We start from the raw sequence: 22,685 nt of genomic DNA on the forward strand, positions 1-22,685 counted from the left end.
ATGGACAAAATGAGAACGCCTTCTGTAGCTAAAGTCACGGTTCACATAGGGACAGGAGAAAGCGGCGAGCGCTTGACAACTGCGGAAAAATTGCTCGAGGCTATTGCCAGGCAAAAGCCCGTAAGAGCGATTGCAAAGAAAACATTGCCAACATTCTCGATAAAGAAAAAAGAACCTATTGGATGCAAGGTGACGCTCAGGGGAAATAAAGCCGGCGAGTTCCTTAAAACTACATTGAAAATCATAGATAACAAACTGAATGCGTCCCAGTTCGATGAAAACGGGAATTTTTCATTCGGGATCGAGGAACACACGGATTTCCCAGGGATGAAATACGATCCCTCTATAGGCATCTATGGAATGGATATTAATGTGGCATTGAAACGTCCGGGATACAGGATAGGCGCCCGGAAAATCGAGAGACATAAAATACCGCAAAACCACAGATTGAAAAAAGAAGAGGCGATTTCTTTTTTAAAAGAGAAGTACGGCGTGGAGGTAATTTAAATGGAACGGAGTAAGAAAAAATTCGGAAGAGGTGCCAATACCTGCAAACGCTGTGGAAGGAAACAGGGACTTGTCCGGAAGTACGGCATATACCTCTGCAGGCAGTGCTTCCGTGAAATTGCCTATGACATGGGCTTTGAGAAATATACGTAGGTGACTATAATGTTATTGGATCCACTCGCAGATGCATTGTCAATAATAAAAAATGCAGAAAGTATAGGCAAACCAGAATGTACTATCAAGCCCGCTTCAAAACTCACAGGAAGCGTGCTCAAGGTTATGAAGGATAAAGGATATATCGGCGAATTCGAATTTGTCGACGATGGAAAATCCGGTTTGTTCAAGGTAAAGCTTAAAGGAAAAATCAACAAATGCGGAATAATAAGACCCCGTCACGCTGTCAAGAATACCGAATTTGAGAAATGGGAAAAGCGCTTCCTGCCCGCAAGGGGCTTTGGCTCCATTATCCTGACCACGCCGGACGGCGTTATGACCCATAATGAAGCCAGAGAGAACGGACTGGGCGGGCAGTTGCTTGCTTATGTTTATTAGGTGAATGTTATGGAAACCAAGAGAACTATTGCAATTCCGGAAGGAGTGAACGTTACTATCGATAAGATGAATGTTTCAATCTCTGGTCCGCAGGGAGAGCTTAAAAGAGATCTCTGGTACCCTGGAATCGCAATCAAGAAAGTTGATTCGGAAATTGTTGTGGAAACAAATGTCCCAAGAAGGGAACAGCTTGCAATGCTGGGCACGTTTGAATCCCACTTAAAAAATATGATTACAGGTGTAACCAACGGATACGAGTATAAAATGAAAGTAGTTTATTCGCACTTTCCGATACAATTAAAAGCAGAAGGAAACCATGTCCTGGTAAGCAATTTCCTTGGTGAAAAGAAGGCAAGGAAAGCCAGTATCCTGGGTAATACCAATGTGGCAATAAAAGGTGACCAGGTTATTATTTCCGGCATGAATAAGGAAGATGTCGGACAGACCGCAGCCAATATCAGGACGGCTACTAAAATCCGGCGATTTGACCCAAGGGTATTCCAGGATGGAGTTTACCTTGTGGAACGAGGTGAACAACATGGAAGATGAAGCCATCGAACAGCTCACGACCCTGGATGGTGTCGGCAAGGCAAAGGCGAAGTTGCTCTATGATGCTGGATTTAAAGATATAAATTCGGTAAAAAAGGCAAGCATGGATGAAATTGCAAGTATCAAAGGAATAGGTAAGAAACTTGCAAACAAGATTAAAACCTCTGCTGGCGAAATGGTTGTTGAGGAAGAAAAGCCGATTGAAAAAGAAACACCAGAGATTACTATTACCATAGATGCCGAGACTAAGAGGCTTCTTGAGATAAGGAAAAAACAGAAAAGCAAGAAGCCGCACTTCAGGCAGACAGATTCACACAAGAAAAAGAAGCTTGCAGATTACTGGAGAAGACCCGACGGCATCCATAACAAGACGCGGTATTCGCTTCACGGAAAAACTCCGCTTGTAGAGGCAGGTTACGGCAGTCCCTCGCTTGTGAAAGGACTTCATCCTTCCGGGTTCGAGGAGGTTGTGGTGAATAATATTAAAGAGCTTGAAGCTCTCAAAGCTGGAAGACAGGCTGCCCGGATTGCCCATACCGTGGGGTCAAGAAAACGCGGCCTGATAGAAACGAGAGCCTCTGAATTAGGATTGAAAGTTTTAAACCCCACAAGGAGGGAAGAATAATTATGACAGACCTGGCAAATCAGAAGCGACTCGCTGCTGAAGTTATGGACATAGGGGTGCATCGCGTATGGCTTGACCCTGAAGCCTCCAAGGATATAGCCGGTGCCTTAACACGCGAGGATATCCGTAAATTGATCGAGGAAGGAAAGGTGGAGAAAAAGGAGATCCAAGGAATCAGCCGCGGAAGAGCACGCAAGTTCCATGAGGCGCGCGCTTATGGACACAGGAAGGGGCACGGGTCAAGAAGCGGGGCAAAAGGTGCAAGGAGACCCAAAAAGGAGATGTGGATGAAAAGAATCCGGGCGCTGCGAAAAAGGCTCAAGGAAATGAAAGGTAATAATACCATTGATAAATCCACATACAGAAAATTGTACCGGAAAGCAAAAGGCGGGGAATACAGAAGCAGGGCGCATTTAGACGCACATGTCGAGCAGCAAAAAGGTAAGGTGGCTTAAAAATGGCAACAGGACCAAGATACAGGGTTAAATTCAGAAGGGTGAGAAGCGGTAAGACCGACTACAGGGCAAGAAAACAACTGCTCATTTCCAAAAAGCCCAGGCTTGTAATCAGAAAGAGTTTAAAAAACACAATGGTACAGATAATAGTTCTCGCAGACGCAGGCGATAAAACCCTTGTTTCTGCAAATACTCAGGATTTAAAGAAATACGGGTATACGGGTGGGACGGGAAATATAACATCCGCGTACCTTGCAGGATTATTGCTTGGATACCGTGCAAGGAAAACCGGACAGAAAGAGGCAATACTTGATGTCGGGTTATATCATACAACACGCGGCGGAAGGTTATTTGCGGCTTTAAAAGGAGCTGTGGATGCCGGTCTTGACGTGCCCCACGAACCCGAGATATTCCCTTCGGAAGACAGGATTACGGGCAAGCATATAGACAAATACAGGAAAACCAACGTATCAGAGCAATTCGAGGGAGTTGTGCAGAAGATCCAGGGCGAGTTCAGGTGATAGCATGAGAGAAACAGGATTCAAAGAAGAAGCAGGGGAATGGGTTCCCCAGACAAGACTGGGTAAACTGGTCAGGGAAGGACAGGTAACTACCATGGGTGAAGCCCTTGCATCAGGACTGCCGATCAGAGAGTACCAGATCGTGGACGCATTACTTCCTGAGATACGTGATGAAGTTCTGGATATCAATATGGTTCAGAGAATGACTGACTCAGGAAGAAGGGTAAAATTCAGGGCCACGGTAATAGTAGGCAACGGCGATGGTTTTATCGGCATCGGAGAGGGCAAGGACGTTCAGGTTGGCGTGGCTATTAGAAAGGCGATTGATGCTGCCAAGATGAATATAATAGCTGTCAAACGAGGTTGCGGGTCATGGGAATGCGGCTGCGGTCTTGGGCATACGGTGCCCTTTGAGGTGAAAGGTAAAGCAGGGAGCGTGGTGATAGAACTCAGACCTGCGCCCCGCGGGTTGGGGCTGGCTTCCGGCGGAACCGCGAAAAAAGTACTGGAAATTGCCGGCATAAAGGATGTCTGGACAAAAGTATACGGTGAGACGAGGACGACCATCAATTTTGCGAAGGCGACTTTTGATGCACTTATGAAAACCACTACGATGAAGGTGTGAAAAATGTACGCAGCAGTCAGGCTACGCGGAGGCGTGAAGACACGGCAGGACATCAGGGATACACTGAGCATGATGCACCTTGACAGGATAAACCACTGTACGATTTTGCCGGAAACTCCAAATTACAAGGGTATGATTCATAAAGCAAAAGATTACATTGCATGGGGCATAATTAATCCCCAAACCCTTGCGCAGATGCTGGAAAATAGAGGGAAGCTTGAAGGCGGGAAAACATTGACCGAGGAATACCTGAGCAAAAACACCAAATTCAAATCGTTTGAAGAACTTGCAAAAGCGGTTTGCGAAGGGAAACTTTCTCTGAGCGAGGTTCCTAAACTGAAGCCTATTTTCAGGCTGCACCCTGCAAGGAAGGGTCTTAAAGGCACCAAAAGATCTTTCCAGGAAGGAGGGGACCTCGGAGACCACGGCACTGAAATAAATACCCTGCTAATAAAGATGAGGTAATTATGGCAAAAGAGAAGACTAAGAAATTCAGGGGTTCGAGAACGTGCGGCGGAGGAACGCATAAGAATAGAAGAGGCGGAGGAAGCCGCGGAGGCAGAGGGAATGCCGGAACATGCAAGCATCACTTCGTCAGGGCAATGCAGCGGGGTTTGAGCTTTGGAAAGCATGGATTCAAGAGACCATTATCCACAATGGCAGATAAGGTCATAGTCAACGTAGGAGAGCTCGATGAAGCCATAGAACAATTAGTAATAGATGGCTTTGCGGAAAAGAAGAACGATGCTTTCCACATCGAACTTGAAAATATCGGTATCGAAAAAGTGCTGGGCAGCGGAAAAGTGACTAAATCCCTCTATATCACAGCAAATGAGTTTTCCTCGTCAGCCAAGAAGAAAATCGAGGATGCCAAAGGGAAGGCAATAGCCCGGATAGAGACGCCTGAACCTGAGTAATCAATATGGCTTTTGAAAGTCTTGCACCACTGCTGAACCGCCTGCCTGCAGTCTCGCGACCTGAAGGACATGTACATTTCAAGAAAAAGCTGGGATGGACGCTTGGAATATTGGTTCTTTATTTCGCTCTGGCGAATGTCCCTCTATTCGGGCTGGATAAAAGCTCGATAGACCTTTTTGCACTCTACCGTGCTTTCTTCGCCGGTGCTTCGGGTTCGATCATGGTTCTTGGAATAGGACCGATAGTAACGGCTTCGATTGTGCTGCAGTTACTTGTGGGTGCGAATGTCATTAAAATGGATCTCTCCAACCCCCACCAGCAGGCTATTTTCCAGGGTTTGCAGAAGCTTCTTGTCTTTGTGATGGTAGCACTTGAGGCGCTGCCGCAGATTCTTGGCGGCTATATGCGCCCCGACGCTGGATTGGCTGCGCAGCTTGGCGTGTCTGTGAGCGTGATAACCCTGTTCTTGTTCATACAGATCTGTATCGGGGGCATTCTGATTCTCTATATGGATGAGATTGTCTCCAAGTGGGGCATAGGCTCAGGTGTGGGTCTGTTCATTATTGCCGGGGTGTCGCAGCAGATTGTCACAGGCATATTCAACTGGAAAAGTGATCAGACAGGGTTGCCGATAGGGCTTATCCCAAAATGGATTTATCTGGCTGGTCCTTCCTCACCTATACCAGGGCTGGACTATATCCTGAGCAGTAATGGAATACTATTTTTGCTGATACAGGGCGGTATTCTAGCATTGTTCAGCACTGTGATCATATACCTGATGGTGGTTTATGCTGAGAGTACACGGATCGAAATACCGCTGGCTCATGCCGCTGTCAGGGGAGCTCGCGGGCGCTTTCCTGTCAAGCTTATCTATGCCAGTGTTTTGCCCATGATTCTGGTAAGAGCCCTGCAGGCAAATATCCAGATGATAGGGCTTCTTCTTTCAAGCAGAGGCGTTATGATATTGGGAGAGTTCAAGCAGAATACGCCTGTGTCGGGTCTTATGTATTATCTCTCTCCTATCCAGGGCCCCAGCAACTGGATACCCTCACTCGTCTCATCCCAGTTCACAAGCCTGGGGGTTCCAGCTCCTGCTTTCTGGCAGATCGTGCTTCATGTTGCAACCGATGCTTTCCTGCTCATAATAGGCGGCATTATATTTGCTCTCTTCTGGATTGAGACAACCGGCATGGGGGCAAAGAGCGTGGCTGAAAAAATCCAAAAATCCGGGATGCAGATACCAGGATATCGCAGAAGCAGCGGGACTCTGGAGAGGGTGATGCAGCGGTATATCCCAAAGGTAACGGTAATTGGCGGCGCATTCATAGGTCTGCTCACGCTCATAGCCAGCCTTCTTGGCACTCTTGGAGGGGCGGGCGGCACGGGCTTGTTGCTTACGGTGAGCATCATGTACAGGCTGTATGAGGACATAGCAAGCCAGCAGATGATGGAGATGCATCCCATGATGAGAAGCTTCTTCGGGAAGGAATAAAGACCCCGCATTTAAATGCGGGGATTAAACAACGTCCTGAGTTCCCACAGCAGCTTTGGATTTTTCTTGAATAAAACAAGCAGTAACGAGGATAGTTCCATCCCGCTGACATCTATACCATTGAGCGAATGTGCAAGCTGATTTAACTGCTCATCCGTGAGTTTAATAAGCAGGTTTTTAACAAGCAGGGATTTACTTAGCTCCCTTCCAATGGAAGCGCGCCATTTGTCCTCATATTCCTTTAAGGTCCTAACAGAATAATCCCCGTTTTCCTTTGCCCTGATGCAAACTTCACCCGCCATCTTCCCTGCGTCCATGGCATTGGTAATGCCTCCGCCAGTCAGGGGGTCGGACTGCCTGGCAGCATCGCCCACAAGCATCAGCCCATCTGTTATAGTCTGCTTTATCGGCCCGCTGACAGGAACTCCGCCAACTACTATTTCCAGGATTTTAGCATGCGGCATATAGTTATCTATGAATCTTTGAAGGAGTGAAATCGCCCTGACATTTCCGGATTTGCTTCCAAGTATTCCCAATCCCACATTCGCCGTGTTTTCGCCTTTGGGGAAAATCCATACATATCCTCCCGGCGTATATTTCTCACCCAGAAAGAACTTACTGTATTCGCCGGCGTCGATATTAGAAACCAAAAACTGTGCGCAGGTTTCGATATCACCAGGTTTTAATGATGTGTCTATGCCGCCCCATCTTCCAACTTTGGATTCAACACCGTCTGCGCCGATCACTATATCAGCTTTTATCTCCTGCGTTTCTCCCATGTACATGGCATTGATCCCTGTAACTTTTCCGTTATTCCGTAATAACCCTGTTGCCCTTGTCTTTACCATCACTTCGGCTCCGGCCATAGCGGCTTTTTGGGCAAGCGCCCTGTCAAAAACTTTTCTTTCGAGAACGTAACCGATCTTCTTACTGGACGCATCCTCAGACATTTTAATCTCAGTTCCGTCAGGTGCAAGTATCATGGAACCTTTCACTTCGGCTGCTATCCATTTTTTGTCAGGTTCTATATGCTTTATCAAAGCGTCTTTGCCTACCCCTTCAGCGCATCTCACAGGATCCCCAATCTCCTGCCTTTTTTCGATAAGCAATACCGAAAGTCCGCCCGAAGCAGCGGTTTTTGCGGTTATCGAACCTGCAGGTCCTGCTCCCACGACAATTACATCATACCTATTCTTCATAAAGCGACACCTCGCTTTATGAATCCACGTATGGCGAAGCCATACGTGTGTGCGGTGTAAACTGACGCAACAGTTTTTGATAAAACTTTCCTAAAGTTTTTCATTTAACAACCACCAGCGCGCCCACAGGGCATATTTTCGCACAAACGCCACAACTGGTGCATGTATTGTCCACTTCAATCCAGGTCTCCACAAGTTCAAGCGCGCCCACAGGGCATACCCCCACGCATGCTCCGCAGTATCCGCACTTATAACGATTTACATCGACGCTCATAGGCTTGTCTGCTAACGCAGTTAGCACATATAAATTTTATTAAGCCCCGCTATACTACCGCATACCCGGCAGATGCTTCACGGCATGAAGTGGAGTTATTATTTATATCAATTTCAACAAGCTCAATACGCAAAGGAGTTCGCACTATTTTGAAGTTATTATACATTACATAAAGCTTTTCTATAGTTTCACCTGTGATGCCTGCCTTCAATAACTCTACCCTCTCTCCAGGAGTTTCTAACATCTGTTAACCTTCATTTTATCATATTTTTTCTATCGATCCAACCCGTTTTTCCATAGAGGTATGTATGTGAATCGGGTTCATAAGCATTGCGATTACTCTCCAACAAAATCGATAATGGTATAAATATCTGCAACTAAATAAGACAAGGAATGATAATCTTGAATGAAATTATATTCAAAGATGCAAAAATCACAAAGCCTGAGGATAACCAGCCCGAGCAGATAAAGAGGATTTTTCCTCACATTTCACCTGTAAGGGATGGTGATATCGTAGCAATAAAAATACATCCAGGCGAGTACGGGAACACTACCCATGTAAGACCGGTGGTTGTGAGAACCGTGGTTGACCTTGTCATAAAGGCAGGAGGTATACCTTTTGTGACAGACACAACCACATTGTACAGGGGTATGAAACTCAACGCCGCAGACCTCATAAAAGGTGCTGCCATGAATGGTTTTACCCATGCAAGCATGAATGCCCCGTTTATTGTGGCAGATGGATTAAGGGGCGGCGATGGAAAAGAGATACAGCTCAACGGCGAGGCGCTTGACAGCATTACAGTTGCCTCAGCCATAGCAGAGGCGGATTCGATGATAGTCATATCGCATGGAAAAGGGCATCCAGGCTCGGGATTCGGAGGGGCTGTGAAGCATCTTGGAATGGGCTGTCTTGACCGCAAAGGTAAGATAAAGGTTCATGAGGTAGGCAGGCCTTCCATCGACCCTGAAAAATGCATTCTTTGCAACGAATGCGTGGAAGTATGCCCGTGGGGTGCCATAACTCCGCCCGATATCGACCAGTCAAAATGCTGCGGTGAGCTATCCTGTGCCGATGCCTGCGAGCAGGAGGCCATCATTCCTCCACCCGATGCCACCGATAAAATGCAAAAAAGGCTGGGCGAAGCTGCGCTCGGGCCAATAAAATTCCTTAAGGGAAGGATTGGATACATCAACTGGGTTTATGACCTCACACCAGGATGCGACTGCTTTAATTTTTCAGGAGAGCGCTTCGTGGAAGACATAGGGATACTTGCAGGAAGAGACCCTGTGGCGATTGATGCTGCGACAATAGATCTGATTAACGAGAGGATGAAGATAAACGGCAGGTCGATAAACAGCGTTTGGGGTGTAAATCCATGGATACATATCGAGGCAGCTCGGAAAATAGGATGCGGTAGCAGGGAATATAAGTTAATATAATCCAGTCCTTATAATTTTGCCAATAAAGCCTTATATATTCATAAATTCAACTTTGTATTATGCCCCTTGAGGGGTAAGGATGGGGCTCGTTAGGGCTCGCTGGGACAAACGTCCAAAAAAGTATGTAGTTGAAAAGAGGAGGTAAACTATATGGAAAGTAAAACCATCGTTCCGATTGTGATTTCAATCGTAGCCATAATAATAGCTGGCGCAGCTTTAAGTGCAAGCTACAAGGTTGCACCCGCTCCGCAAGTAACGCCAACGCCAGGCGGTTTTGATAATAAGACACCGATACCGACCACTCACAACAGTCTTACGCTTGACCAGATTGCTGAAATCCAGCCCGGTCTTGGCACTGTGATGATTGAATATGGCAACAGGTTCTACACAATGTATTATGCCGCTATGAATGGCAACTGGGAGCTTGCCGCATACCAACTGAAAGAGGCAAGAGAGATACAGGAAGTTGGAGAGACCACGAGATCTGCAAGGGCTGCTATGCTTAAAAACTTCGAAGCAACTTGGCTTGAACCGCTGAATAATACCATCAACGCGAAGGACTGGAAGGCATTCCAGACAGCATACAATAATACTATAAACGGCTGCAATGGCTGTCATGTTGCCAACGGGTTCCCCTACATAAAATATACCACTCTGTCCTCAAGCCCGCCAAACATACCCTAACTACTAACTCATTTTTTATTTTTTATCCTGATTTTTTTAATTTATTCAACAGGTGTAATTGCTGTGTGGGTTCTTGTCCGAATTCTGAACCCAAAACATTAATAAACACAGGAATCTTAGTAACACTACGCAACAGAGAAACCATTATTTTCGTACTGTTTGGTATTTAATTCGATAAAAATTGTAATTGTGAGGTAACAATGTCAAAACTAAAAAAGCGGGAACTGGAGAGAAAAGGCGAGAAAAAACAGAAGATTCTGGAGAATAAACTGATAGAAGAGCATCTTGGGGACTTAACGAAAACAGAAGTGGAGTTGGAGAAGCTGCCCGAGGAATAATAGTGAAGATAAAAGTAAGGCTCCTTTCAGGGGGTGTTAAAGAAGAAAACTTGGAGGTTTCACCGGATTCTACATACGAAGAACTGCTTGATTCCCTTCACATTAATCCCGAAATAGTTCTTGTTTTCCGAAGCGGCGCTCCTGTACCTCTGGATGAGAAAGTGTCGCAGGAGGACGTTGAAGTACTGAGGGTTGTGACCGGAGGATAAAGGGCACCCATGCAGTTGACAGACGCCTATGGAAGGACAATAAACAGCCTGCGAATATCCATCACAAACCGCTGCAATCTGAATTGCATTTACTGTCATCGTGAAGGCGAGAGCCGGGATATTAAAACCGAGATGACAGCCGACACTATAACAAATATAGTCGAAGCTTCTAAGACTTTTGGCATAAGCAAGGTAAAATTCTCGGGAGGGGAACCTTTAATGAGGGATGACTTTGAAAATATAATCCAATCCCTTCCTGAGCTAAAGGACATCTCGGCTACGACCAACGGGATTTTTTTATCAAAAAGGGTGCAGAGCCTTGCAAAGAGCGGGCTTTCCCGTATCAATATAAGCCTTCCCTCTCTTTCGCCTGAAAAATACAGAAAAGTCACGGGAGGTGATGTCAGCAGCGTACTGGAAGGGATTGAAGCTGCGGTCGATTGTCTGGCGCCAGTCAAACTCAATATGGTGCTGCTCAAAGGTATAAATGATGACGAAATAGAAAAAATGATGGATTTTATACGCAGGTATGAAGGAAAGGTTATCCTGCAATTGATAGAATTGATGGATTTTCGTAAAGCGGCAAACTACAAGCTCGACATCAATGAAATAGAAAAGTTCCTGGAATCAAAAGCCTCGGATATTAAAGAACGGGCGATGCACAGGAGAAAGAAATACTATATAGATGGGGTTGAGGTCGAACTTGTGCGCCCAATTGATAATTCGCATTTCTGTGCCAATTGCACCAGGCTTCGCGTCACTTCGGATGGGAGGCTGAAGCCCTGTCTTTTCAGGAATGATAATCTTGTGGACGTAAACAATAAAGAGCCTGAAGAGATAGTAGAATTGATGAAGCTGGCAATGGATATGCGGGAGCCGTTTTATAAGGGTTGATTATAATGCTGTTTTTCAGTGTGGACTTTATTGATAAAACTGTATTCAAATATTTCACTTTCGGGTATTTCCTTCAAGATGTATTTTAACCTGTGAAGCACAGGCACAAAAGCCATCGTGGAGGCAACGAACTCATGCGATAGCGCAGCGCAGTATTTTGGTGAGACACGGTACGCTTCAAGAACAAAATCCTCGTCCACGATTCCTGTGAGTTGAGAGACTATTCTTGCAGCATCCAGAGGTTTTTCCCTTATGAAATTACTTGCCATTTCATGCATTTCGAGAAAGCTCAGAATCATATCAGGATACTGCATCAATTCTTTTCTGATAACTATGCCGTAGCTTGGGTTATTCCGCCAGAGAGCATGCGGCGGAATTATAATTTTTGCATTGCAGGCACGCGATGCTGCCACGGCAAGTGAGGGCGTCCCGACTGCTGCTTCTATCTCCCCATCCACCAGCGCCTCAAGCACAAAGTCTGTCCATGCAAAGTTCTTCACCTTGATATCGAGCTTCGCCTTCTCAAGAGCATTGTTAATGATGACATCATGGATAGAGCCTTTTGGAGGAGAGCCGATGATCTTTCCTTTAAACTGCGCCAGCGTGGAGTTGAAATCCCTCAGTTCTTCGAGTGTACTGTAATCCTCCTGAGCAACCAGCACAGTCCCCTCAACATGACCGCCTGCCACGCATATGATCGGAACTCCTCTATCAATGCCTATAATGGCAGGGGGAAGACCGATATAGCCAAGGTCGATTTCCTTATTTTCAAAAGCCTTTACAATATCGGGTCCTGAGGCAAAGAGCTTCCAGTTTGCATGGATGCCTGCTTTTTCAAGCCAGTCTGTGCCCATCAGGATGAAGGAGGTGTGGTACACGGTGGAAAGATGACCGATTGTGACAGTTTTAGAGTTAGGCATGATATTTCATGTGGCAACAAGTCGTGATGCGAAGTTATTATTCATATCTGCCCTCTTAATCTACAAATAATAATGTTAATTCCTCTAATACGCTATAAGCTTGCTCATGTGAACAAATCCTGAATTCCACACGACTCAATAATACCCCACATCCACCACATATTTCTCAGCCAGCGCAAGTATCCTTGCAAGCAATTCGCTCCACTCCATGCTGATTTCCTGTTCGCCTCCCATTAATATCTCGAACACTTCTCTGCCCACGATATCATCAAATCCCGGCTTGACGCGAATTACAACCGAACCCATAGGAACCACCGCATTCCCGAGCACGCCATCCATATCCCCGTCCACAATCCCGATAACTGGAATGCCAAGGCGTGCTAATATGTCAGCCGCAATTGCGGTGGTGTCATCTCCAACTGTGATAACAAGCCCCGCATCCTTTACAAGCTCAAATGTGGACTCTGCGCAGTGGTCGATGATGGCGATTCTGGAACATGGTGTCCTGCACAACATTTTTCGTATCCTGGGTTCGTGCAGGCTTCGCCTGATGTTTCCTGTCTTGACCCTTGCCGTGAAAAGATCAGTTCTCCTGTTTTTTAGTTTTTCAAGACCGTGCGGCTTTGCTTTTATGCCTCTAAGCTCAACAATCCTGCCGTCCCTGCAAACGATTTCAGGTTCATGATGTGTAATCTCCCCCACAACAATTCCATCGAGGCGTATGTTTTCACCCACAAATGCGCCCGATATACGGCGGATAACAAGGTCGCCGTCTGTTCTGATATGCGAGGGTGCCGGGCAGCCTGACTCGATTGGGAGGTCGTATGTTTCACGCAGCATGTGCCTGACATATTCTGCGCAGCGTTTTGCCTCCTGAGTGTAGTAAATTATCCTGCCGCCGCAGTCCGGGCGCTCGATATGGACAAGGGGAATCTGTGAGATTTTCGATGCCACTATTTGCCCGAAAGAGCGTCCGGTATCAAGGGTTTTTCCGTGGTTGAGAAGTACAGCAAGGTCTATGGCGTCCTTTATAGAAAGAATGGTTTCGCTCGGAGTGAGCCCCTTTGATATGCCGATTATGTCTTCAAGACCTGCATCGAGCACTGCAGTCCGTCCCATGGTTCCCCCGAGCTTTGCCGTCACATCGTGCTTCCTCTTGAACATATCGATTATCCGCTTTGCTGACCCCGTATCGACAATCTCAGGACCGTGGAGTATTATTCCTATGCGCATGCTAACTTGCAGGATAAAGATTTATGTATAGAAAATAATGATGTGTTTATGAAACTCACAGATATTATTATTGCAGTCATTGCTTTAATTCTTGCTTATTTTATAATTCGGATTTTATGGGTGATTACAGTATTTGTTATAGAAATAGTTGTAATTTTAATAGTTGCATATATAGTGTACTTTTTTTTGAAAAAAATATTATGATAAAACTCATATCGTTAATTAGCCATATTGCCTGTTAAGGAAATAATGCACGAGGAAAATAACAATCCAGAAAACAACAGCGCCCAAGAAAGCACCCTGCCAATCCACAACCCTGTTTTGCAGCAGGTATTTTAATATGATATATATGATAAAATATAGTACTGCAGCAGCGGAAGCAGTAAAAAATGGACTCTTTTTTTCCATGATTTCAAGTAGTGAGCTAATACCCCAAATATCTTTCCCTTTTTTCTTTCAAAGGCTGCGAATAATTATTTGAAATAGAAAGATAGGTATTTAACTATCGCTGACCAAAAATTACAGGGAATATCTTGAATAAAGAAAAAGAATCAATATCGATTTTAAGCCGGCGAAGGTTTTTGCTCTATCTTGGCATCTTTCTTGGTATAATACTCGCAGGTTTAAGCCTACTTAAAAATATAGGGATAAATACCATAAACACATTCAGGATACGGAGCATAGAGGAGACACCTACGTTTGACCCTGATACGTGGAAGCTTACAATCGACGGGCTTGTAAGCAAAACACTCACCATCAGCTATGAGGAACTCTTAAAGCTTGAAAGTGAAGAACAGGTTACTGAATTTCACTGCGTGGAAGGCTGGTCTGTGGAAAATGTGAAATGGAAAGGCGTGCGGTTAAAAGTGCTTTTTGAGATGGCAGGTCTTGCTCCAGATGCTGCATTTGCAACATTCCACTCTGCAAGCGGCATATACAAAGACAGCCTCTCGATAAAAGAAGCTCTTGAACCTTATGTCATGCTGGCTTACATGCTGAACGATGAAGCATTGCCGCAGGAGCAGGGCAGGCCGTTGCGCCTTGTGATGCCCCGGATGTTCGGATATAAGAATGTGAAATGGGTCAACAGGATAACCCTGACAAATACACAGGAAATAGGCTACTGGGAAAGGTTTGGCTATAAGGTGGATGGAGTGTCTTATCCGTGAGAATATTGAGGTTCGATACCAATACAAGAGTATTACACTGGTCTCATGCCATAATTTTCATCTGGCTCCTTATAACAGGCATCGGTATATTTATCACGCCAAAATCGCTGCTTGGCGACCCTCTGGTAAAAATGGTTCACCTGTATGCTTCCCTTCCTTTTATTTTATTGCCTCCCATGATATATGCCCTCAGCAGCATATCAACCCGGAATGATATTCAAGAACTGATATCATGGACTTATGACGATCTTAGATGGTTCATCGAATTCTTAAGAAAAAAGAAGACCCATGTCGCAGGCAAGTTCAACGGCGGTCAGAAAGTGAATTTACTTGTGACCCTGCTCCTTATCACAGGGCTTTCTATATCGGGTTATGTGGTCTGGATGAAGTCGATGTTCAGCCGCAGTTTTGTGGAATTGAACTTCATTGTGCATGATTTTTTTGCGATAATCTCCATATTGCTGTTGACAGGACATATTATTTTCACGCTGTATTACAGCGAATCGCTGCGCGGCATTATTTATGGTGAAGTGGATGTGAGGTGGGCAAAGGGGCATTACCCCGATTGGTTCTTACGGAAAAGTCCGTGAGGTGGAAAAAGGATATATTTACAGAGGGCATACTAACTTCGATGAAAATAGCAATCCTGATACTTTTTATGGTGTTAGTATCAATGCTCCCGCTTTCAGAGGGAAACCAAAGCCGCCCTTTTGACATCACGTCGCTTGTCATCAATTTCGACAAAAAGGATGCAGTTTTCACCGTGAATTACGACCTTGGCAGAATACCAAGAATGTATATCCTAATGTTCGGCAGTAAAAGCATAGAGCCAAGAATAAAAGCTGTATTCTCGAATTTCGACTACGAGATAATAAAAATGGACCAGGATAAGGCAATTCTCAGGGTTAACAACGTTTCGAGGCTTGAAAAGGGTTTTTATTTACATGATTCGCGCAGGCTTGGAGCCAGCATTAACGCAATAATTGTATATACGCCTGACTCGCCCCGCACCAGCGAATATTCCAACCTGAATTCTACACCCAATACATTCTACCGCTCATGATGCTTCTTTTTCTGGAAAACAGAGGGCAGATGAACGAGATACGTGCCGTCCTCTTTAAGCGCCATGACGATCTCGTCTCTTTCCAGCAATGATTCAAGATTCAATTCGTATGAACCCGGGGATAATATCCTCACAGATTCCACCCTCTCGCCAATTTCCTGCGGTTTCGCTTCGGATTTCGTTTTTGATTCGGGCTCCGTTTTATTGCCGAGAAGCTCATCCACCTCCTTGATAAATTTCGAGGCTGCGGACGGAATTGCTTCAGTCTGTGCTGTTTTTTCAGGCTGTGATTCTGGTGTTATATCCCGCACATAAAGGAACTTGTTCCAGCCGCATTTCGGGCAGCCGTTCAGTATTATGGCTGCGCCGTCCTTGAAAACGTTCTCACATCTGGTACATTTATGCGGCATAATTTAAGGGGCTGAAACAAGGGCGCTTATCAAATCCCTGTCCTTTTTTATGGTCTTTAACTGGGAAGCGAGACCAATGACTGTAAGCCTGGTCTTGAGAGAGGTTTTTCCCAGCAGTTTATTCAAAAAAGTATCGCTCTGCTTTACGGGATAGCTCTCGATCTCAATCCCTGAGAAATCATCCGGTGATATCTCGGTCATGGTCAGCTCTATGAGTTTTGTCTGCTCGTTCGGCGTGAGTCCTTTCTCAAGTATGAGAATTTTCCCGTTTCTTACCTCATCCAAGATCAACCGCACCTTCTCCATCGAGGTCATGCCATCGAGTTTATCCTCTGATATTAGATCCATTTGAATTCCGTTCATAAAGCGACACCTCGCTTTATCCGGTATAGGGTATGCTTCGCATACCCTTCTTTTGATAAAACTTTCTTAAAGTTTTTCATTATTAATCACCCGAAGTGTTCTGCAATCTGTTGATACAGCAGCTCTATGTTCTGTCCCTCAAGAGCGGATATGGGCACAAGGGGATGCTGCGGGAAGGCGCTGTGAATCCTTGCCGGGGAGGAGTTGGGGAGGTCAATCTTGTTGGCAGCTATCAAAAGCGGTAGTTTCCGCGCCTCCATGTTGCCTATTACGACCACATTCACCTGCGTGTACGGGTCTTCCGTAGCGTCCATCACGAGTATCACGCCATCGAGGTCATCGAGCCATTTGACGGCTTCAATCACCCCTTCGGTGGCTTCTTTAGCACGTCTTTTGGATTCCTCCTCGCTAAGACCGAACGCCATAAAATCGTGAAAATCAATCTTGGTAGCAAGCCCGGGGGTATCTATGATGTCAAGCGTCACAGACGAACCGTTGCATTCAATGGTAACGCCTTCCCGCCTTCTTGCCCTTCTCGTTTCATGCGGGATATGTGATACCGAGCCCATGGCATCGCCAGTCCAGTCCCTCACAATCCTGTTTGCAAGCGTGGTTTTCCCGGCGTTGGGAGGACCGTATATTCCGATTCTCGCCTTCCTTTTCTTGAATAATTTTTTAAACCAGGTAAAATTCAGCCCCAGCCTTTTTATTATGCCCATAGTTAGTATGCCTCATTATTTAATATCGGTTCTCTCTTTTTTAGTTTTCCCTCAGTTATTTCATCATAATATGTTTAATCTTAAATATTTTTCCATGAAAATAATGACGCTATTGCAGTCTTACTAACTCAATTTCAACATTGTTTTACATCAGCCACTTTCTATCACAGCCAGACCTGGAATTTTCCAGACACCCTTTTCTATTTTGGTAGCATGCAGGCTTTTGAGATTTTTTCCAAAACTGTTCAATAATTGCGTAAAGAAGTTATCTTTTTCGTAAATTATCTCATTAGCTTCGTAAATTTCAAGCATTAATGGAGCAACTGAATCTATTGCATGTGAAATTTCATCCTTGCTTACAAGAGCCATATGAATTGAAGTAGCGTATTTTAATTCTATGTCTTCTGTAAGTTCCAGAGTCATTTTATCGTGCGCTCGCCAGTCTTTTATGAGAGTTTCGCAGACTACAAGGACATCTATGTCGGAGGTGTTTGTAAAGTTGCCTTTGACGATGGAGCCGAATAATACGACGGCTAAGAGGTCTTGGTTGAACTTTTGTTTTAGTACGTCTGTCAATACTGAGATGAGTTTAGCGCGCTTTTGCATGTTCCCTTAAATCTGATGAACCAAGGATATCTGTTCTTTTTTCACGGGTTCATCAAACTCCGACAGCTTCAACTGCCTCCTGGAGCAGCGCTCACCCGGAATTTCAACAGGATAAATACCGCTCAAACATCCCACGCATAGGTCATCCATGGGAATTCCTATTGATTTCACAAGACCCTCGATACTTAAATATCCCAGGGAGTCGGCGTTAATTAGAGCCTCCACCCCTTTTACGGCTTTATGCGCAGCCACAAGTTCATCACGCGTAGCCATGTCGATTCCAAGATAGCACGGCGAGATAATGGGCGGGCTTGCTACCCTCATGTGCACTTCTCTTGTCCCGGCTTTTCGGATTAAATTTATTATTCTTCGAGAAGTTGTGCCGCGGACTATGCTGTCATCGACAAGCACAATGCTTTTCCCTTCGATATTTGGTTTTATGGTATTGAGCTTCAGCCGCACAGCAGTCTCTCTCATATCCTGACCAGGCATGATGAAAGTCCTTCCGATGTAGCGGTTCTTCATCAGTCCTTCCATATAATCTATGCCTGACTTCTTTGAGAAACCAATTGCATAGGTGATTCCGGAGTCTGGCACCGGGGAAACGATGTCTGCCTTAACCGGATGTTCTTCAAAAAGCGCTTTGCCTATACGAAGCCTCACATCATACACAAGCTGCCCGTCGATGACAGAATCAGGCCGTGCAAAATAGATGTATTCGAAAACGCAGTGGGCGCAATTCTTTGATTTAACAAGCTCGTGGCTTTCGTATGTCCCGTTGGAGAAAATCAGCATCTCCCCTGGAACTACGTCGCGGATGAACTCGCCATTCAGGATATCGATTGCCACGCTCTCGGAAGCCACCACAAAACCATCATCTATTTTTCCAAGGCACAGCGGCTTTACTCCAAGCGGGTCGCGTACGATGACAAGCCTGTTGTCCACCAGAATGGCGAGCGAATAAGACCCGACAAGTTTTTTCATCATATCCCTGACAGCATCGGGAAGCTCGTTGTGCATGAGTTCTTTAACCAGAAGATGCGCAATGACCTCGGTATCGGAATCCGAGAGGAATATTCTTCCTTCCTTTTCAAGCTCATTCCTCAGTTCTTTTGAATTTACAAGATTACCGTTATGCGCAATTGCTATAGTGCCGCTTTTGAAACTCACGAGCAGTGGCTGGCAGTTCTCGATCTTCGAACCCCCGGTGGTGGAATAACGCACATGCCCTATACCCACATAGCCTTTTAGTTTCTGTATATCCGCCTTGTTAAAAACATCAGGCACGAGCCCCATGCCTTTTAAAGTCTGTACATTGGTGCCGTCATGGACTGTTATGCCAGCGGATTCCTGTCCTCTGTGCTGGAGGGCATAAAGTGCATAATAGATTGACAGCGCGGCATGTGCTTCATCTTTAAAAGAGACGCCCACTATGCCGCATTCTTCATGCATATTTTAATAACCGCATTTTTCTTGCCATTTGTACGATCTCATGCGTGCTGTCTTACCGAATCCGCATGATGCGCACATTTTTGTATGGGTATTGAATGAAACGCTTCCGCATCTTCTGCATTTTACATGGGTCTTATGCTGCCGCTTACCCATTGAAGGCGTACCTTTTGACATTTATTATCACCTTTTTATGGAGAAATGAATACTATATTATCCCCTCGGACCACTGCTGTTCCGAGTTTCCGTGTTCCGCTCTCTATTATTTCCTCGGCATTTGCAAGCACGATATTCATATGTATGTCGTAGCCCTGTAACTCGCCTCTGAATTCCCGCGAGCCTTTTAACCGAATCAGTACTGATTTATTCAATGCATTATTTAGAATGTCGAGGGGTCTGTTTCCCATAAAACCTTCCTTAATATTAATAAGCCATTAGTTCAATAGTATTCCAGAGTGGCTCGGAGAATACTTAAAACTATTGGTGACTAATGAAAAACTTTAAGAAAATTTTATCAAAAACTGTTGCGTCAGTTTACACCGCGCACACGTATGGCGAAGACATACGTGGACACGCCCTCCCGAGGCGTGACTCGGGAAGAGTATGCTTTGCATACCCTATACGTCATAAAGGGGCGTAACCCTTTATGAAGATAAAATCGCGGAACGTGCTGAGAAAGACAGACCAAAAAGCCCTCGTCAATGACATAGTGGAAGCCTTCGGGGATGCATCAGCATTTGAGGATAAGAAGCTTGAGTACGTCGAGTCCGATGAGTGTGATTTCATATTCGTGGACGGCGAACCATTATTGTTTAAAATCGAAGGAAAGATATTCCCCACAGTAAAGGGTGCTCTCAAACTGAATCCTGTGAGGCGTAAAGTTGTAGTGGACCCCGGGGCTGTGAAGTTTCTTATAAACGGGGCAGATGTGATGAGTCCTGGAATAGTTGCTGCAGACCCTTCTATAAAAGAGGGCGACCTTGTTATAATTGCAGAAGAGGCACATGGAAAGGCATTAGCTATCGGAAGGGCACTTATGCCGGGCAGGGATATGGTGGGAGGAAAAGGCAAGGCGGTCAAATCCATCCACTATGTTGGAGATGAAATATGGAAGCTTGAACAGAAATAGATAAATAGATATAAACAGTAAGGAGTAAAGGTGATGATTTCATGGCTGCAAAATTTTTAGATAAGTTCCTTGGAAGCGGGAAAAAGGTAAAATCAGAGGCAGAAGATTATCAAGAACTTGATTTATCAGAATTCGAAGAGGGTTTTAAGGGTGAGCCTACAGGCACTTATATCCGCATAGCAGAGCTTTCAGGGCTCGACATGATGCCTGAATTAAAGAAACAGGTTTATAATGGGAATATACTTATGATCGATGTCTCACCTGCAAGAAAGGATAAACTGGTTTTCGACAGGGCGATTAAAGACTTAAAGCAGGTAGTTAACGATGTCCACGGCGACATTGCAATGATAAAAGAAGACCAGGTCATCGTGACCCCGCGCGGAGTGCGCATTGATAGACAAAAATTAAAGTGAACTCTGAACCAATTCACCCATTAACTGTTACCAGAAGCGTTTGCCCGCTCTGTCATAAGGAACTCCTGACAAACTGGGTTCCGAATAATATTCCTTTTTTCGGGGAAGTGATGCATATTACTTCCCTGTGTGAATGCGGATTCCGATATTCGGATACTTTAATACTGGCACAGAGTAAGCCTGTGCGTTACGAATTGAAAATAAAAAACCAGGACGACCTTGACGCGCGGGTGGTGCGTTCCACGTCAGGGACGATAAGGATTCCTGAACTCGGTGTAAACATAGAGCCTGGCCCCGCCTCTGAATCTTTTGTCTCTAATATCGAAGGCGTGCTTGACAGGGTTGAAGAAATACTTGGAATGGTGACACGCTGGGACGAGAAAGAAAAAACAGAGCGCGCACTGGAACTTCTCTCGATTTTGGAAAAAATTAAGGCAGGTAATTATGAGATAACCGTTATCATCGATGATCCTCTTGGAAACAGCGCCATAATTGCAAAAAATGCCAGGAGCAGGGAACTTACTGACGAGGAGACAACTCATATTAAAACCGGCATGATAATTTTTGAGAAATAAAAGCATTTTCATAAGACAAAAAGCGTATTTCGTTATCCTTCAGCTCCTGAATTCAATAATAGCAGGGAAAAAATATCCCGATATGCTGCTTGGCGGGATTTTTAAAAATGAAACTTTTCCATCCGCCGAAAAAGCAACCATCGTAGAGTTCACCTACGGAATCCTGCGCCACAGGGGACGGATTGACTTTATTATCGAACATGCATCAAGAGCCTCGCTTCCCGATATTGATTTAAATATTCTCAACATACTCAGGATTTGCACTTACCAGGCAGTGTTTACCGGGGCATCGAATACCGGTGTTATAAATAACGCGACGGCACTTTGCGTGGATGAGAAAAGGTTCGAAGGTTTTGTAATAAGGACGGTCGAGGGGATAATAAAAAATAACAATAAAATACTCTTCCCGGATAAAGAAAATGCACCTGTAGAATATATTTCGGTTTATCATTCACATCCTGCGTGGATTGTGGATAAATGGTTGAAAGAGTTTCATGAACCAGGGGTGGTGGAAGTGCTATGCTCTGCCAATAATCACGAACCTCCTTTAACAATACGCGCCAATCCCCTGAAAACAAAACGCGAATCTCTCCGGGAGTCTCTTGACCATGGGGGGTATACTTCATCGCCAACTATGTTCTCGCCTTTCGGGCTTGTTGTTGATAAAAAAGAGGATATCTTTAAAACAGATGCCTTTGCGAATGGGGCTTTTGAGGTGCAGGACGAGGGAAGCCAGCTTATTACTTTGCTTACAGGGGCAAAGCCAGGAGAATTTGTTGTGGATGCATGTGCGGGAAACGGCGGAAAGTCCCTGTTCCTTTCAGGACTGATGAAGAATAAAAGCACTGTTATTGCTTTTGAAACCAGCGCTTCAAAGCTTGAAAACCTTCGGCGGAGGGCAGCGAGGGCAGGCGCTTTGAATATCCGGACTGTTCAAGCAGACAGGCTTTTTGAATACAAAGGCCGGGCTGATTGCGTATTGATAGACGCCCCATGCTCAGGGATGGGAGTGTTCAGGAGGAACCCTGATTCGAAATGGAGGTTGACTCAGGAGGATATAATAGAGCTTTCTGCAAAGCAAAAAGAAATAATACGGGAATACAGCGGTCTTGTAAAACCTGGCGGGAGGCTTGTCTATGCAACATGCACCATCAACAGGGAAGAAAATGAGGAGGTTGTGCGAGGGTTTCTTGAGGAGAGAAAAGATTTTTACATAACCCCTGCTTCTGAAATGAACCCTGAAATATTTGGCAGATTTACGGAAGGAAAAGGATTTTTCAGGTCGTTGCCGCATGTTCATGGTACGGATGGTTTTTTCGGGGCTGTGATGAGACGAAATTGAATGGGCATG

36 protein-coding genes are annotated in these 22,685 nt (G+C 45.1%); 23 read left to right on the forward strand and 13 right to left on the reverse strand.

What is annotated here, in order from left to right; genetic code table 11:
• Nucleotides 1-9: 9 nt before the first annotated feature.
• Genes O8C68_02850 through secY form a run of 11 tightly spaced genes read left to right on the forward strand, consistent with a single transcriptional unit; the run spans nt 10 to nt 6,244 of the window.
• Nucleotides 10-507, forward strand: a complete 498-nt coding sequence (locus O8C68_02850; protein MCZ7394743.1) for a 50S ribosomal protein L5 — start codon at nt 10-12, stop codon at nt 505-507.
• A complete protein-coding gene (locus tag O8C68_02855; GenBank protein ID MCZ7394744.1) occupies nt 508-660 on the forward strand; it encodes a 30S ribosomal protein S14 in 153 nt (50 codons plus the stop codon).
• 6 nt (nt 661-666) lie between these two features.
• Nucleotides 667-1,059, forward strand: a complete 393-nt coding sequence (locus tag O8C68_02860) for a 30S ribosomal protein S8 (protein ID MCZ7394745.1) — start codon at nt 667-669, stop codon at nt 1,057-1,059.
• Nucleotides 1,060-1,068: 9 nt separating this feature from the next.
• Nucleotides 1,069-1,608 carry a 50S ribosomal protein L6 gene (locus tag O8C68_02865; protein ID MCZ7394746.1) on the forward strand — a complete coding sequence of 180 codons (540 nt, stop codon included), beginning with the start codon at nt 1,069-1,071 and terminating at the stop codon, nt 1,606-1,608.
• Nucleotides 1,598-2,233 (forward strand): 50S ribosomal protein L32e, encoded by a 636-nt coding sequence (locus tag O8C68_02870; GenBank protein ID MCZ7394747.1) that lies wholly within the window; start codon nt 1,598-1,600, stop codon nt 2,231-2,233. Before O8C68_02865 ends, O8C68_02870 begins: the two co-directional genes overlap by 11 nt.
• Before the next feature lie 2 nt (nt 2,234-2,235).
• Nucleotides 2,236-2,688, forward strand: coding sequence for a 50S ribosomal protein L19e (locus O8C68_02875; GenBank protein MCZ7394748.1), 453 nt, complete (start codon nt 2,236-2,238; stop codon nt 2,686-2,688).
• A 2-nt stretch (nt 2,689-2,690) separates the two neighbouring features.
• Nucleotides 2,691-3,209 (forward strand): 50S ribosomal protein L18, encoded by a 519-nt coding sequence (locus O8C68_02880; protein MCZ7394749.1) that lies wholly within the window; start codon nt 2,691-2,693, stop codon nt 3,207-3,209.
• A gap of 4 nt (nt 3,210-3,213) precedes the next feature.
• Nucleotides 3,214-3,834 (forward strand): 30S ribosomal protein S5, encoded by a 621-nt coding sequence (locus O8C68_02885; GenBank protein ID MCZ7394750.1) that lies wholly within the window; start codon nt 3,214-3,216, stop codon nt 3,832-3,834.
• Between the two features lie 3 nt (nt 3,835-3,837).
• Nucleotides 3,838-4,299, forward strand: a complete 462-nt coding sequence (locus O8C68_02890) for a 50S ribosomal protein L30 (protein MCZ7394751.1) — start codon at nt 3,838-3,840, stop codon at nt 4,297-4,299.
• A gap of 2 nt (nt 4,300-4,301) precedes the next feature.
• A complete protein-coding gene (locus O8C68_02895) occupies nt 4,302-4,751 on the forward strand; it encodes an uL15 family ribosomal protein (GenBank protein MCZ7394752.1) in 450 nt (149 codons plus the stop codon).
• 5 nt (nt 4,752-4,756) lie between these two features.
• Entirely contained in the window at nt 4,757-6,244 is a 1,488-nt protein-coding gene (gene secY, locus O8C68_02900; protein ID MCZ7394753.1) for a preprotein translocase subunit SecY, read from the forward strand.
• Between the two features lie 11 nt (nt 6,245-6,255).
• On the opposite strand, the gene O8C68_02905 is transcribed toward secY, so the two are convergent.
• From O8C68_02905 to O8C68_02915, 3 genes are all read right to left on the reverse strand, one after another.
• Nucleotides 6,256-7,443 carry an NAD(P)/FAD-dependent oxidoreductase gene (locus tag O8C68_02905; protein MCZ7394754.1) on the reverse strand — a complete coding sequence of 396 codons (1,188 nt, stop codon included), beginning with the start codon at nt 7,441-7,443 and terminating at the stop codon, nt 6,256-6,258.
• 100 nt (nt 7,444-7,543) lie between these two features.
• Nucleotides 7,544-7,717: a 4Fe-4S binding protein gene (locus O8C68_02910; GenBank protein MCZ7394755.1), complete on the reverse strand. Its 174-nt coding sequence runs from the start codon at nt 7,715-7,717 to the stop codon at nt 7,544-7,546.
• 49 nt (nt 7,718-7,766) lie between these two features.
• Nucleotides 7,767-7,961, reverse strand: a complete 195-nt coding sequence (locus O8C68_02915; protein ID MCZ7394756.1) for a hypothetical protein — start codon at nt 7,959-7,961, stop codon at nt 7,767-7,769.
• 149 nt (nt 7,962-8,110) lie between these two features.
• On the opposite strand from O8C68_02915, the gene O8C68_02920 reads away from it, so the two are divergent.
• From O8C68_02920 to moaA, 5 genes are all read left to right on the forward strand, one after another.
• Nucleotides 8,111-9,160, forward strand: a complete 1,050-nt coding sequence (locus tag O8C68_02920) for a DUF362 domain-containing protein (protein MCZ7394757.1) — start codon at nt 8,111-8,113, stop codon at nt 9,158-9,160.
• Nucleotides 9,161-9,310: 150 nt separating this feature from the next.
• The gene (locus O8C68_02925) at nt 9,311-9,844 is read left to right on the forward strand and encodes a hypothetical protein (GenBank protein MCZ7394758.1); all 534 of its coding nucleotides are present in this window, start codon (nt 9,311-9,313) and stop codon (nt 9,842-9,844) included.
• A gap of 200 nt (nt 9,845-10,044) precedes the next feature.
• Nucleotides 10,045-10,182 (forward strand): hypothetical protein, encoded by a 138-nt coding sequence (locus O8C68_02930; GenBank protein ID MCZ7394759.1) that lies wholly within the window; start codon nt 10,045-10,047, stop codon nt 10,180-10,182.
• 2 nt (nt 10,183-10,184) lie between these two features.
• Nucleotides 10,185-10,391, forward strand: coding sequence for a MoaD/ThiS family protein (locus O8C68_02935; GenBank protein ID MCZ7394760.1), 207 nt, complete (start codon nt 10,185-10,187; stop codon nt 10,389-10,391).
• A gap of 9 nt (nt 10,392-10,400) precedes the next feature.
• Complete coding sequence (gene moaA, locus O8C68_02940) at nt 10,401-11,285, forward strand: GTP 3',8-cyclase MoaA (GenBank protein MCZ7394761.1); 885 nt, start codon at nt 10,401-10,403, stop codon at nt 11,283-11,285.
• Here the strand turns inward: moaA and O8C68_02945 are convergent.
• The 3 genes from O8C68_02945 to O8C68_02955 form a co-directional block, all read right to left on the reverse strand.
• Complete coding sequence (locus tag O8C68_02945) at nt 11,273-12,205, reverse strand: ABC transporter substrate-binding protein (GenBank protein MCZ7394762.1); 933 nt, start codon at nt 12,203-12,205, stop codon at nt 11,273-11,275. The two genes, moaA and O8C68_02945, sit on opposite strands and share 13 nt — an antisense overlap.
• Before the next feature lie 135 nt (nt 12,206-12,340).
• Nucleotides 12,341-13,438, reverse strand: coding sequence for a DUF2117 domain-containing protein (locus tag O8C68_02950; protein MCZ7394763.1), 1,098 nt, complete (start codon nt 13,436-13,438; stop codon nt 12,341-12,343).
• Nucleotides 13,439-13,660: 222 nt separating this feature from the next.
• Nucleotides 13,661-13,846 carry a hypothetical protein gene (locus O8C68_02955; GenBank protein ID MCZ7394764.1) on the reverse strand — a complete coding sequence of 62 codons (186 nt, stop codon included), beginning with the start codon at nt 13,844-13,846 and terminating at the stop codon, nt 13,661-13,663.
• A 125-nt stretch (nt 13,847-13,971) separates the two neighbouring features.
• On the opposite strand from O8C68_02955, the gene O8C68_02960 reads away from it, so the two are divergent.
• From O8C68_02960 to O8C68_02970, 3 genes are read left to right on the forward strand one after another with little or no spacing between them, the layout of a single operon-like run.
• A complete protein-coding gene (locus O8C68_02960) occupies nt 13,972-14,607 on the forward strand; it encodes a molybdopterin-dependent oxidoreductase (GenBank protein MCZ7394765.1) in 636 nt (211 codons plus the stop codon).
• A complete protein-coding gene (locus tag O8C68_02965) occupies nt 14,604-15,197 on the forward strand; it encodes a cytochrome b/b6 domain-containing protein (GenBank protein ID MCZ7394766.1) in 594 nt (197 codons plus the stop codon). Before O8C68_02960 ends, O8C68_02965 begins: the two co-directional genes overlap by 4 nt.
• 41 nt (nt 15,198-15,238) lie before the next feature.
• Nucleotides 15,239-15,670 (forward strand): hypothetical protein, encoded by a 432-nt coding sequence (locus O8C68_02970; protein MCZ7394767.1) that lies wholly within the window; start codon nt 15,239-15,241, stop codon nt 15,668-15,670.
• Here the strand turns inward: O8C68_02970 and O8C68_02975 are convergent.
• The 7 genes from O8C68_02975 to O8C68_03005 all read right to left on the reverse strand — a co-directional run bounded on the left by O8C68_02975 (nt 15,658) and on the right by O8C68_03005 (nt 19,624).
• Nucleotides 15,658-16,080 (reverse strand): Zn-ribbon domain-containing protein, encoded by a 423-nt coding sequence (locus O8C68_02975; protein ID MCZ7394768.1) that lies wholly within the window; start codon nt 16,078-16,080, stop codon nt 15,658-15,660. The genes O8C68_02970 and O8C68_02975 overlap by 13 nt on opposite strands.
• A 3-nt stretch (nt 16,081-16,083) precedes the next feature.
• Nucleotides 16,084-16,443: a DUF2073 domain-containing protein gene (locus O8C68_02980; GenBank protein MCZ7394769.1), complete on the reverse strand. Its 360-nt coding sequence runs from the start codon at nt 16,441-16,443 to the stop codon at nt 16,084-16,086.
• Between the two features lie 86 nt (nt 16,444-16,529).
• Nucleotides 16,530-17,162 carry an Era-like GTP-binding protein gene (locus O8C68_02985; protein MCZ7394770.1) on the reverse strand — a complete coding sequence of 211 codons (633 nt, stop codon included), beginning with the start codon at nt 17,160-17,162 and terminating at the stop codon, nt 16,530-16,532.
• A gap of 150 nt (nt 17,163-17,312) precedes the next feature.
• Nucleotides 17,313-17,768: a nucleotidyltransferase domain-containing protein gene (locus tag O8C68_02990; protein MCZ7394771.1), complete on the reverse strand. Its 456-nt coding sequence runs from the start codon at nt 17,766-17,768 to the stop codon at nt 17,313-17,315.
• Nucleotides 17,769-17,774: 6 nt separating this feature from the next.
• Nucleotides 17,775-19,220, reverse strand: coding sequence for an amidophosphoribosyltransferase (gene purF / locus O8C68_02995; GenBank protein ID MCZ7394772.1), 1,446 nt, complete (start codon nt 19,218-19,220; stop codon nt 17,775-17,777).
• A 3-nt stretch (nt 19,221-19,223) separates the two neighbouring features.
• Entirely contained in the window at nt 19,224-19,394 is a 171-nt protein-coding gene (locus O8C68_03000) for a 50S ribosomal protein L37e (GenBank protein MCZ7394773.1), read from the reverse strand.
• Between the two features lie 14 nt (nt 19,395-19,408).
• Nucleotides 19,409-19,624: an LSm family protein gene (locus O8C68_03005; GenBank protein MCZ7394774.1), complete on the reverse strand. Its 216-nt coding sequence runs from the start codon at nt 19,622-19,624 to the stop codon at nt 19,409-19,411.
• Nucleotides 19,625-19,863: 239 nt separating this feature from the next.
• On the opposite strand from O8C68_03005, the gene O8C68_03010 reads away from it, so the two are divergent.
• From O8C68_03010 to O8C68_03025, 4 genes are read left to right on the forward strand one after another with little or no spacing between them, the layout of a single operon-like run.
• Entirely contained in the window at nt 19,864-20,346 is a 483-nt protein-coding gene (locus O8C68_03010) for an RNA-binding protein (GenBank protein ID MCZ7394775.1), read from the forward strand.
• 41 nt (nt 20,347-20,387) lie between these two features.
• The gene (gene sepF / locus O8C68_03015; protein ID MCZ7394776.1) at nt 20,388-20,759 is read left to right on the forward strand and encodes a cell division protein SepF; all 372 of its coding nucleotides are present in this window, start codon (nt 20,388-20,390) and stop codon (nt 20,757-20,759) included.
• Nucleotides 20,756-21,334 (forward strand): ZPR1 zinc finger domain-containing protein, encoded by a 579-nt coding sequence (locus O8C68_03020; protein ID MCZ7394777.1) that lies wholly within the window; start codon nt 20,756-20,758, stop codon nt 21,332-21,334. The genes sepF and O8C68_03020 overlap by 4 nt, the downstream gene beginning before the upstream one ends.
• Complete coding sequence (locus tag O8C68_03025) at nt 21,324-22,676, forward strand: hypothetical protein (protein MCZ7394778.1); 1,353 nt, start codon at nt 21,324-21,326, stop codon at nt 22,674-22,676. The genes O8C68_03020 and O8C68_03025 overlap by 11 nt, the downstream gene beginning before the upstream one ends.
• Nucleotides 22,677-22,685: the final 9 nt, after the last annotated feature.

The organism is Candidatus Methanoperedens sp. (assembly GCA_027460525.1).
Taxonomy (GTDB): Archaea; Halobacteriota; Methanosarcinia; order Methanosarcinales; family Methanoperedenaceae; genus Methanoperedens.

Excerpts from the sequence above, each read along its gene's own strand:
- O8C68_02850 (MCZ7394743.1), top strand. The coding sequence starts at position 10 with ATGAGAACGCCTTCTGTAGCTAAAGTCACGGTTCACATAGGGACAGGA.
- O8C68_02855 (MCZ7394744.1), top strand. The coding sequence starts at position 508 with ATGGAACGGAGTAAGAAAAAATTCGGAAGAGGTGCCAATACCTGCAAA.
- O8C68_02865 (MCZ7394746.1), top strand. The coding sequence starts at position 1,069 with ATGGAAACCAAGAGAACTATTGCAATTCCGGAAGGAGTGAACGTTACT.
- O8C68_02870 (MCZ7394747.1), top strand. The coding sequence starts at position 1,598 with ATGGAAGATGAAGCCATCGAACAGCTCACGACCCTGGATGGTGTCGGC.
- O8C68_02875 (MCZ7394748.1), top strand. The coding sequence starts at position 2,236 with ATGACAGACCTGGCAAATCAGAAGCGACTCGCTGCTGAAGTTATGGAC.
- O8C68_02880 (MCZ7394749.1), top strand. The coding sequence starts at position 2,691 with ATGGCAACAGGACCAAGATACAGGGTTAAATTCAGAAGGGTGAGAAGC.
- O8C68_02885 (MCZ7394750.1), top strand. The coding sequence starts at position 3,214 with ATGAGAGAAACAGGATTCAAAGAAGAAGCAGGGGAATGGGTTCCCCAG.
- O8C68_02890 (MCZ7394751.1), top strand. The coding sequence starts at position 3,838 with ATGTACGCAGCAGTCAGGCTACGCGGAGGCGTGAAGACACGGCAGGAC.
- O8C68_02895 (MCZ7394752.1), top strand. The coding sequence starts at position 4,302 with ATGGCAAAAGAGAAGACTAAGAAATTCAGGGGTTCGAGAACGTGCGGC.
- secY (MCZ7394753.1), top strand. The coding sequence starts at position 4,757 with ATGGCTTTTGAAAGTCTTGCACCACTGCTGAACCGCCTGCCTGCAGTC.
- O8C68_02905 (MCZ7394754.1), bottom strand. The coding sequence starts at position 7,443 with ATGAAGAATAGGTATGATGTAATTGTCGTGGGAGCAGGACCTGCAGGT.
- O8C68_02910 (MCZ7394755.1), bottom strand. The coding sequence starts at position 7,717 with ATGAGCGTCGATGTAAATCGTTATAAGTGCGGATACTGCGGAGCATGC.
- O8C68_02915 (MCZ7394756.1), bottom strand. The coding sequence starts at position 7,961 with ATGTTAGAAACTCCTGGAGAGAGGGTAGAGTTATTGAAGGCAGGCATC.
- O8C68_02920 (MCZ7394757.1), top strand. The coding sequence starts at position 8,111 with ATGATAATCTTGAATGAAATTATATTCAAAGATGCAAAAATCACAAAG.
- O8C68_02925 (MCZ7394758.1), top strand. The coding sequence starts at position 9,311 with ATGGAAAGTAAAACCATCGTTCCGATTGTGATTTCAATCGTAGCCATA.
- O8C68_02930 (MCZ7394759.1), top strand. The coding sequence starts at position 10,045 with ATGTCAAAACTAAAAAAGCGGGAACTGGAGAGAAAAGGCGAGAAAAAA.
- moaA (MCZ7394761.1), top strand. The coding sequence starts at position 10,401 with ATGCAGTTGACAGACGCCTATGGAAGGACAATAAACAGCCTGCGAATA.
- O8C68_02945 (MCZ7394762.1), bottom strand. The coding sequence starts at position 12,205 with ATGCCTAACTCTAAAACTGTCACAATCGGTCATCTTTCCACCGTGTAC.
- O8C68_02950 (MCZ7394763.1), bottom strand. The coding sequence starts at position 13,438 with ATGCGCATAGGAATAATACTCCACGGTCCTGAGATTGTCGATACGGGG.
- O8C68_02955 (MCZ7394764.1), bottom strand. The coding sequence starts at position 13,846 with ATGGAAAAAAAGAGTCCATTTTTTACTGCTTCCGCTGCTGCAGTACTA.
- O8C68_02970 (MCZ7394767.1), top strand. The coding sequence starts at position 15,239 with ATGAAAATAGCAATCCTGATACTTTTTATGGTGTTAGTATCAATGCTC.
- O8C68_02975 (MCZ7394768.1), bottom strand. The coding sequence starts at position 16,080 with ATGCCGCATAAATGTACCAGATGTGAGAACGTTTTCAAGGACGGCGCA.
- O8C68_02980 (MCZ7394769.1), bottom strand. The coding sequence starts at position 16,443 with ATGAACGGAATTCAAATGGATCTAATATCAGAGGATAAACTCGATGGC.
- O8C68_02985 (MCZ7394770.1), bottom strand. The coding sequence starts at position 17,162 with ATGGGCATAATAAAAAGGCTGGGGCTGAATTTTACCTGGTTTAAAAAA.
- O8C68_02990 (MCZ7394771.1), bottom strand. The coding sequence starts at position 17,768 with ATGCAAAAGCGCGCTAAACTCATCTCAGTATTGACAGACGTACTAAAA.
- purF (MCZ7394772.1), bottom strand. The coding sequence starts at position 19,220 with ATGCATGAAGAATGCGGCATAGTGGGCGTCTCTTTTAAAGATGAAGCA.
- O8C68_03000 (MCZ7394773.1), bottom strand. The coding sequence starts at position 19,394 with ATGTCAAAAGGTACGCCTTCAATGGGTAAGCGGCAGCATAAGACCCAT.
- O8C68_03005 (MCZ7394774.1), bottom strand. The coding sequence starts at position 19,624 with ATGGGAAACAGACCCCTCGACATTCTAAATAATGCATTGAATAAATCA.
- O8C68_03010 (MCZ7394775.1), top strand. The coding sequence starts at position 19,864 with ATGAAGATAAAATCGCGGAACGTGCTGAGAAAGACAGACCAAAAAGCC.
- sepF (MCZ7394776.1), top strand. The coding sequence starts at position 20,388 with ATGGCTGCAAAATTTTTAGATAAGTTCCTTGGAAGCGGGAAAAAGGTA.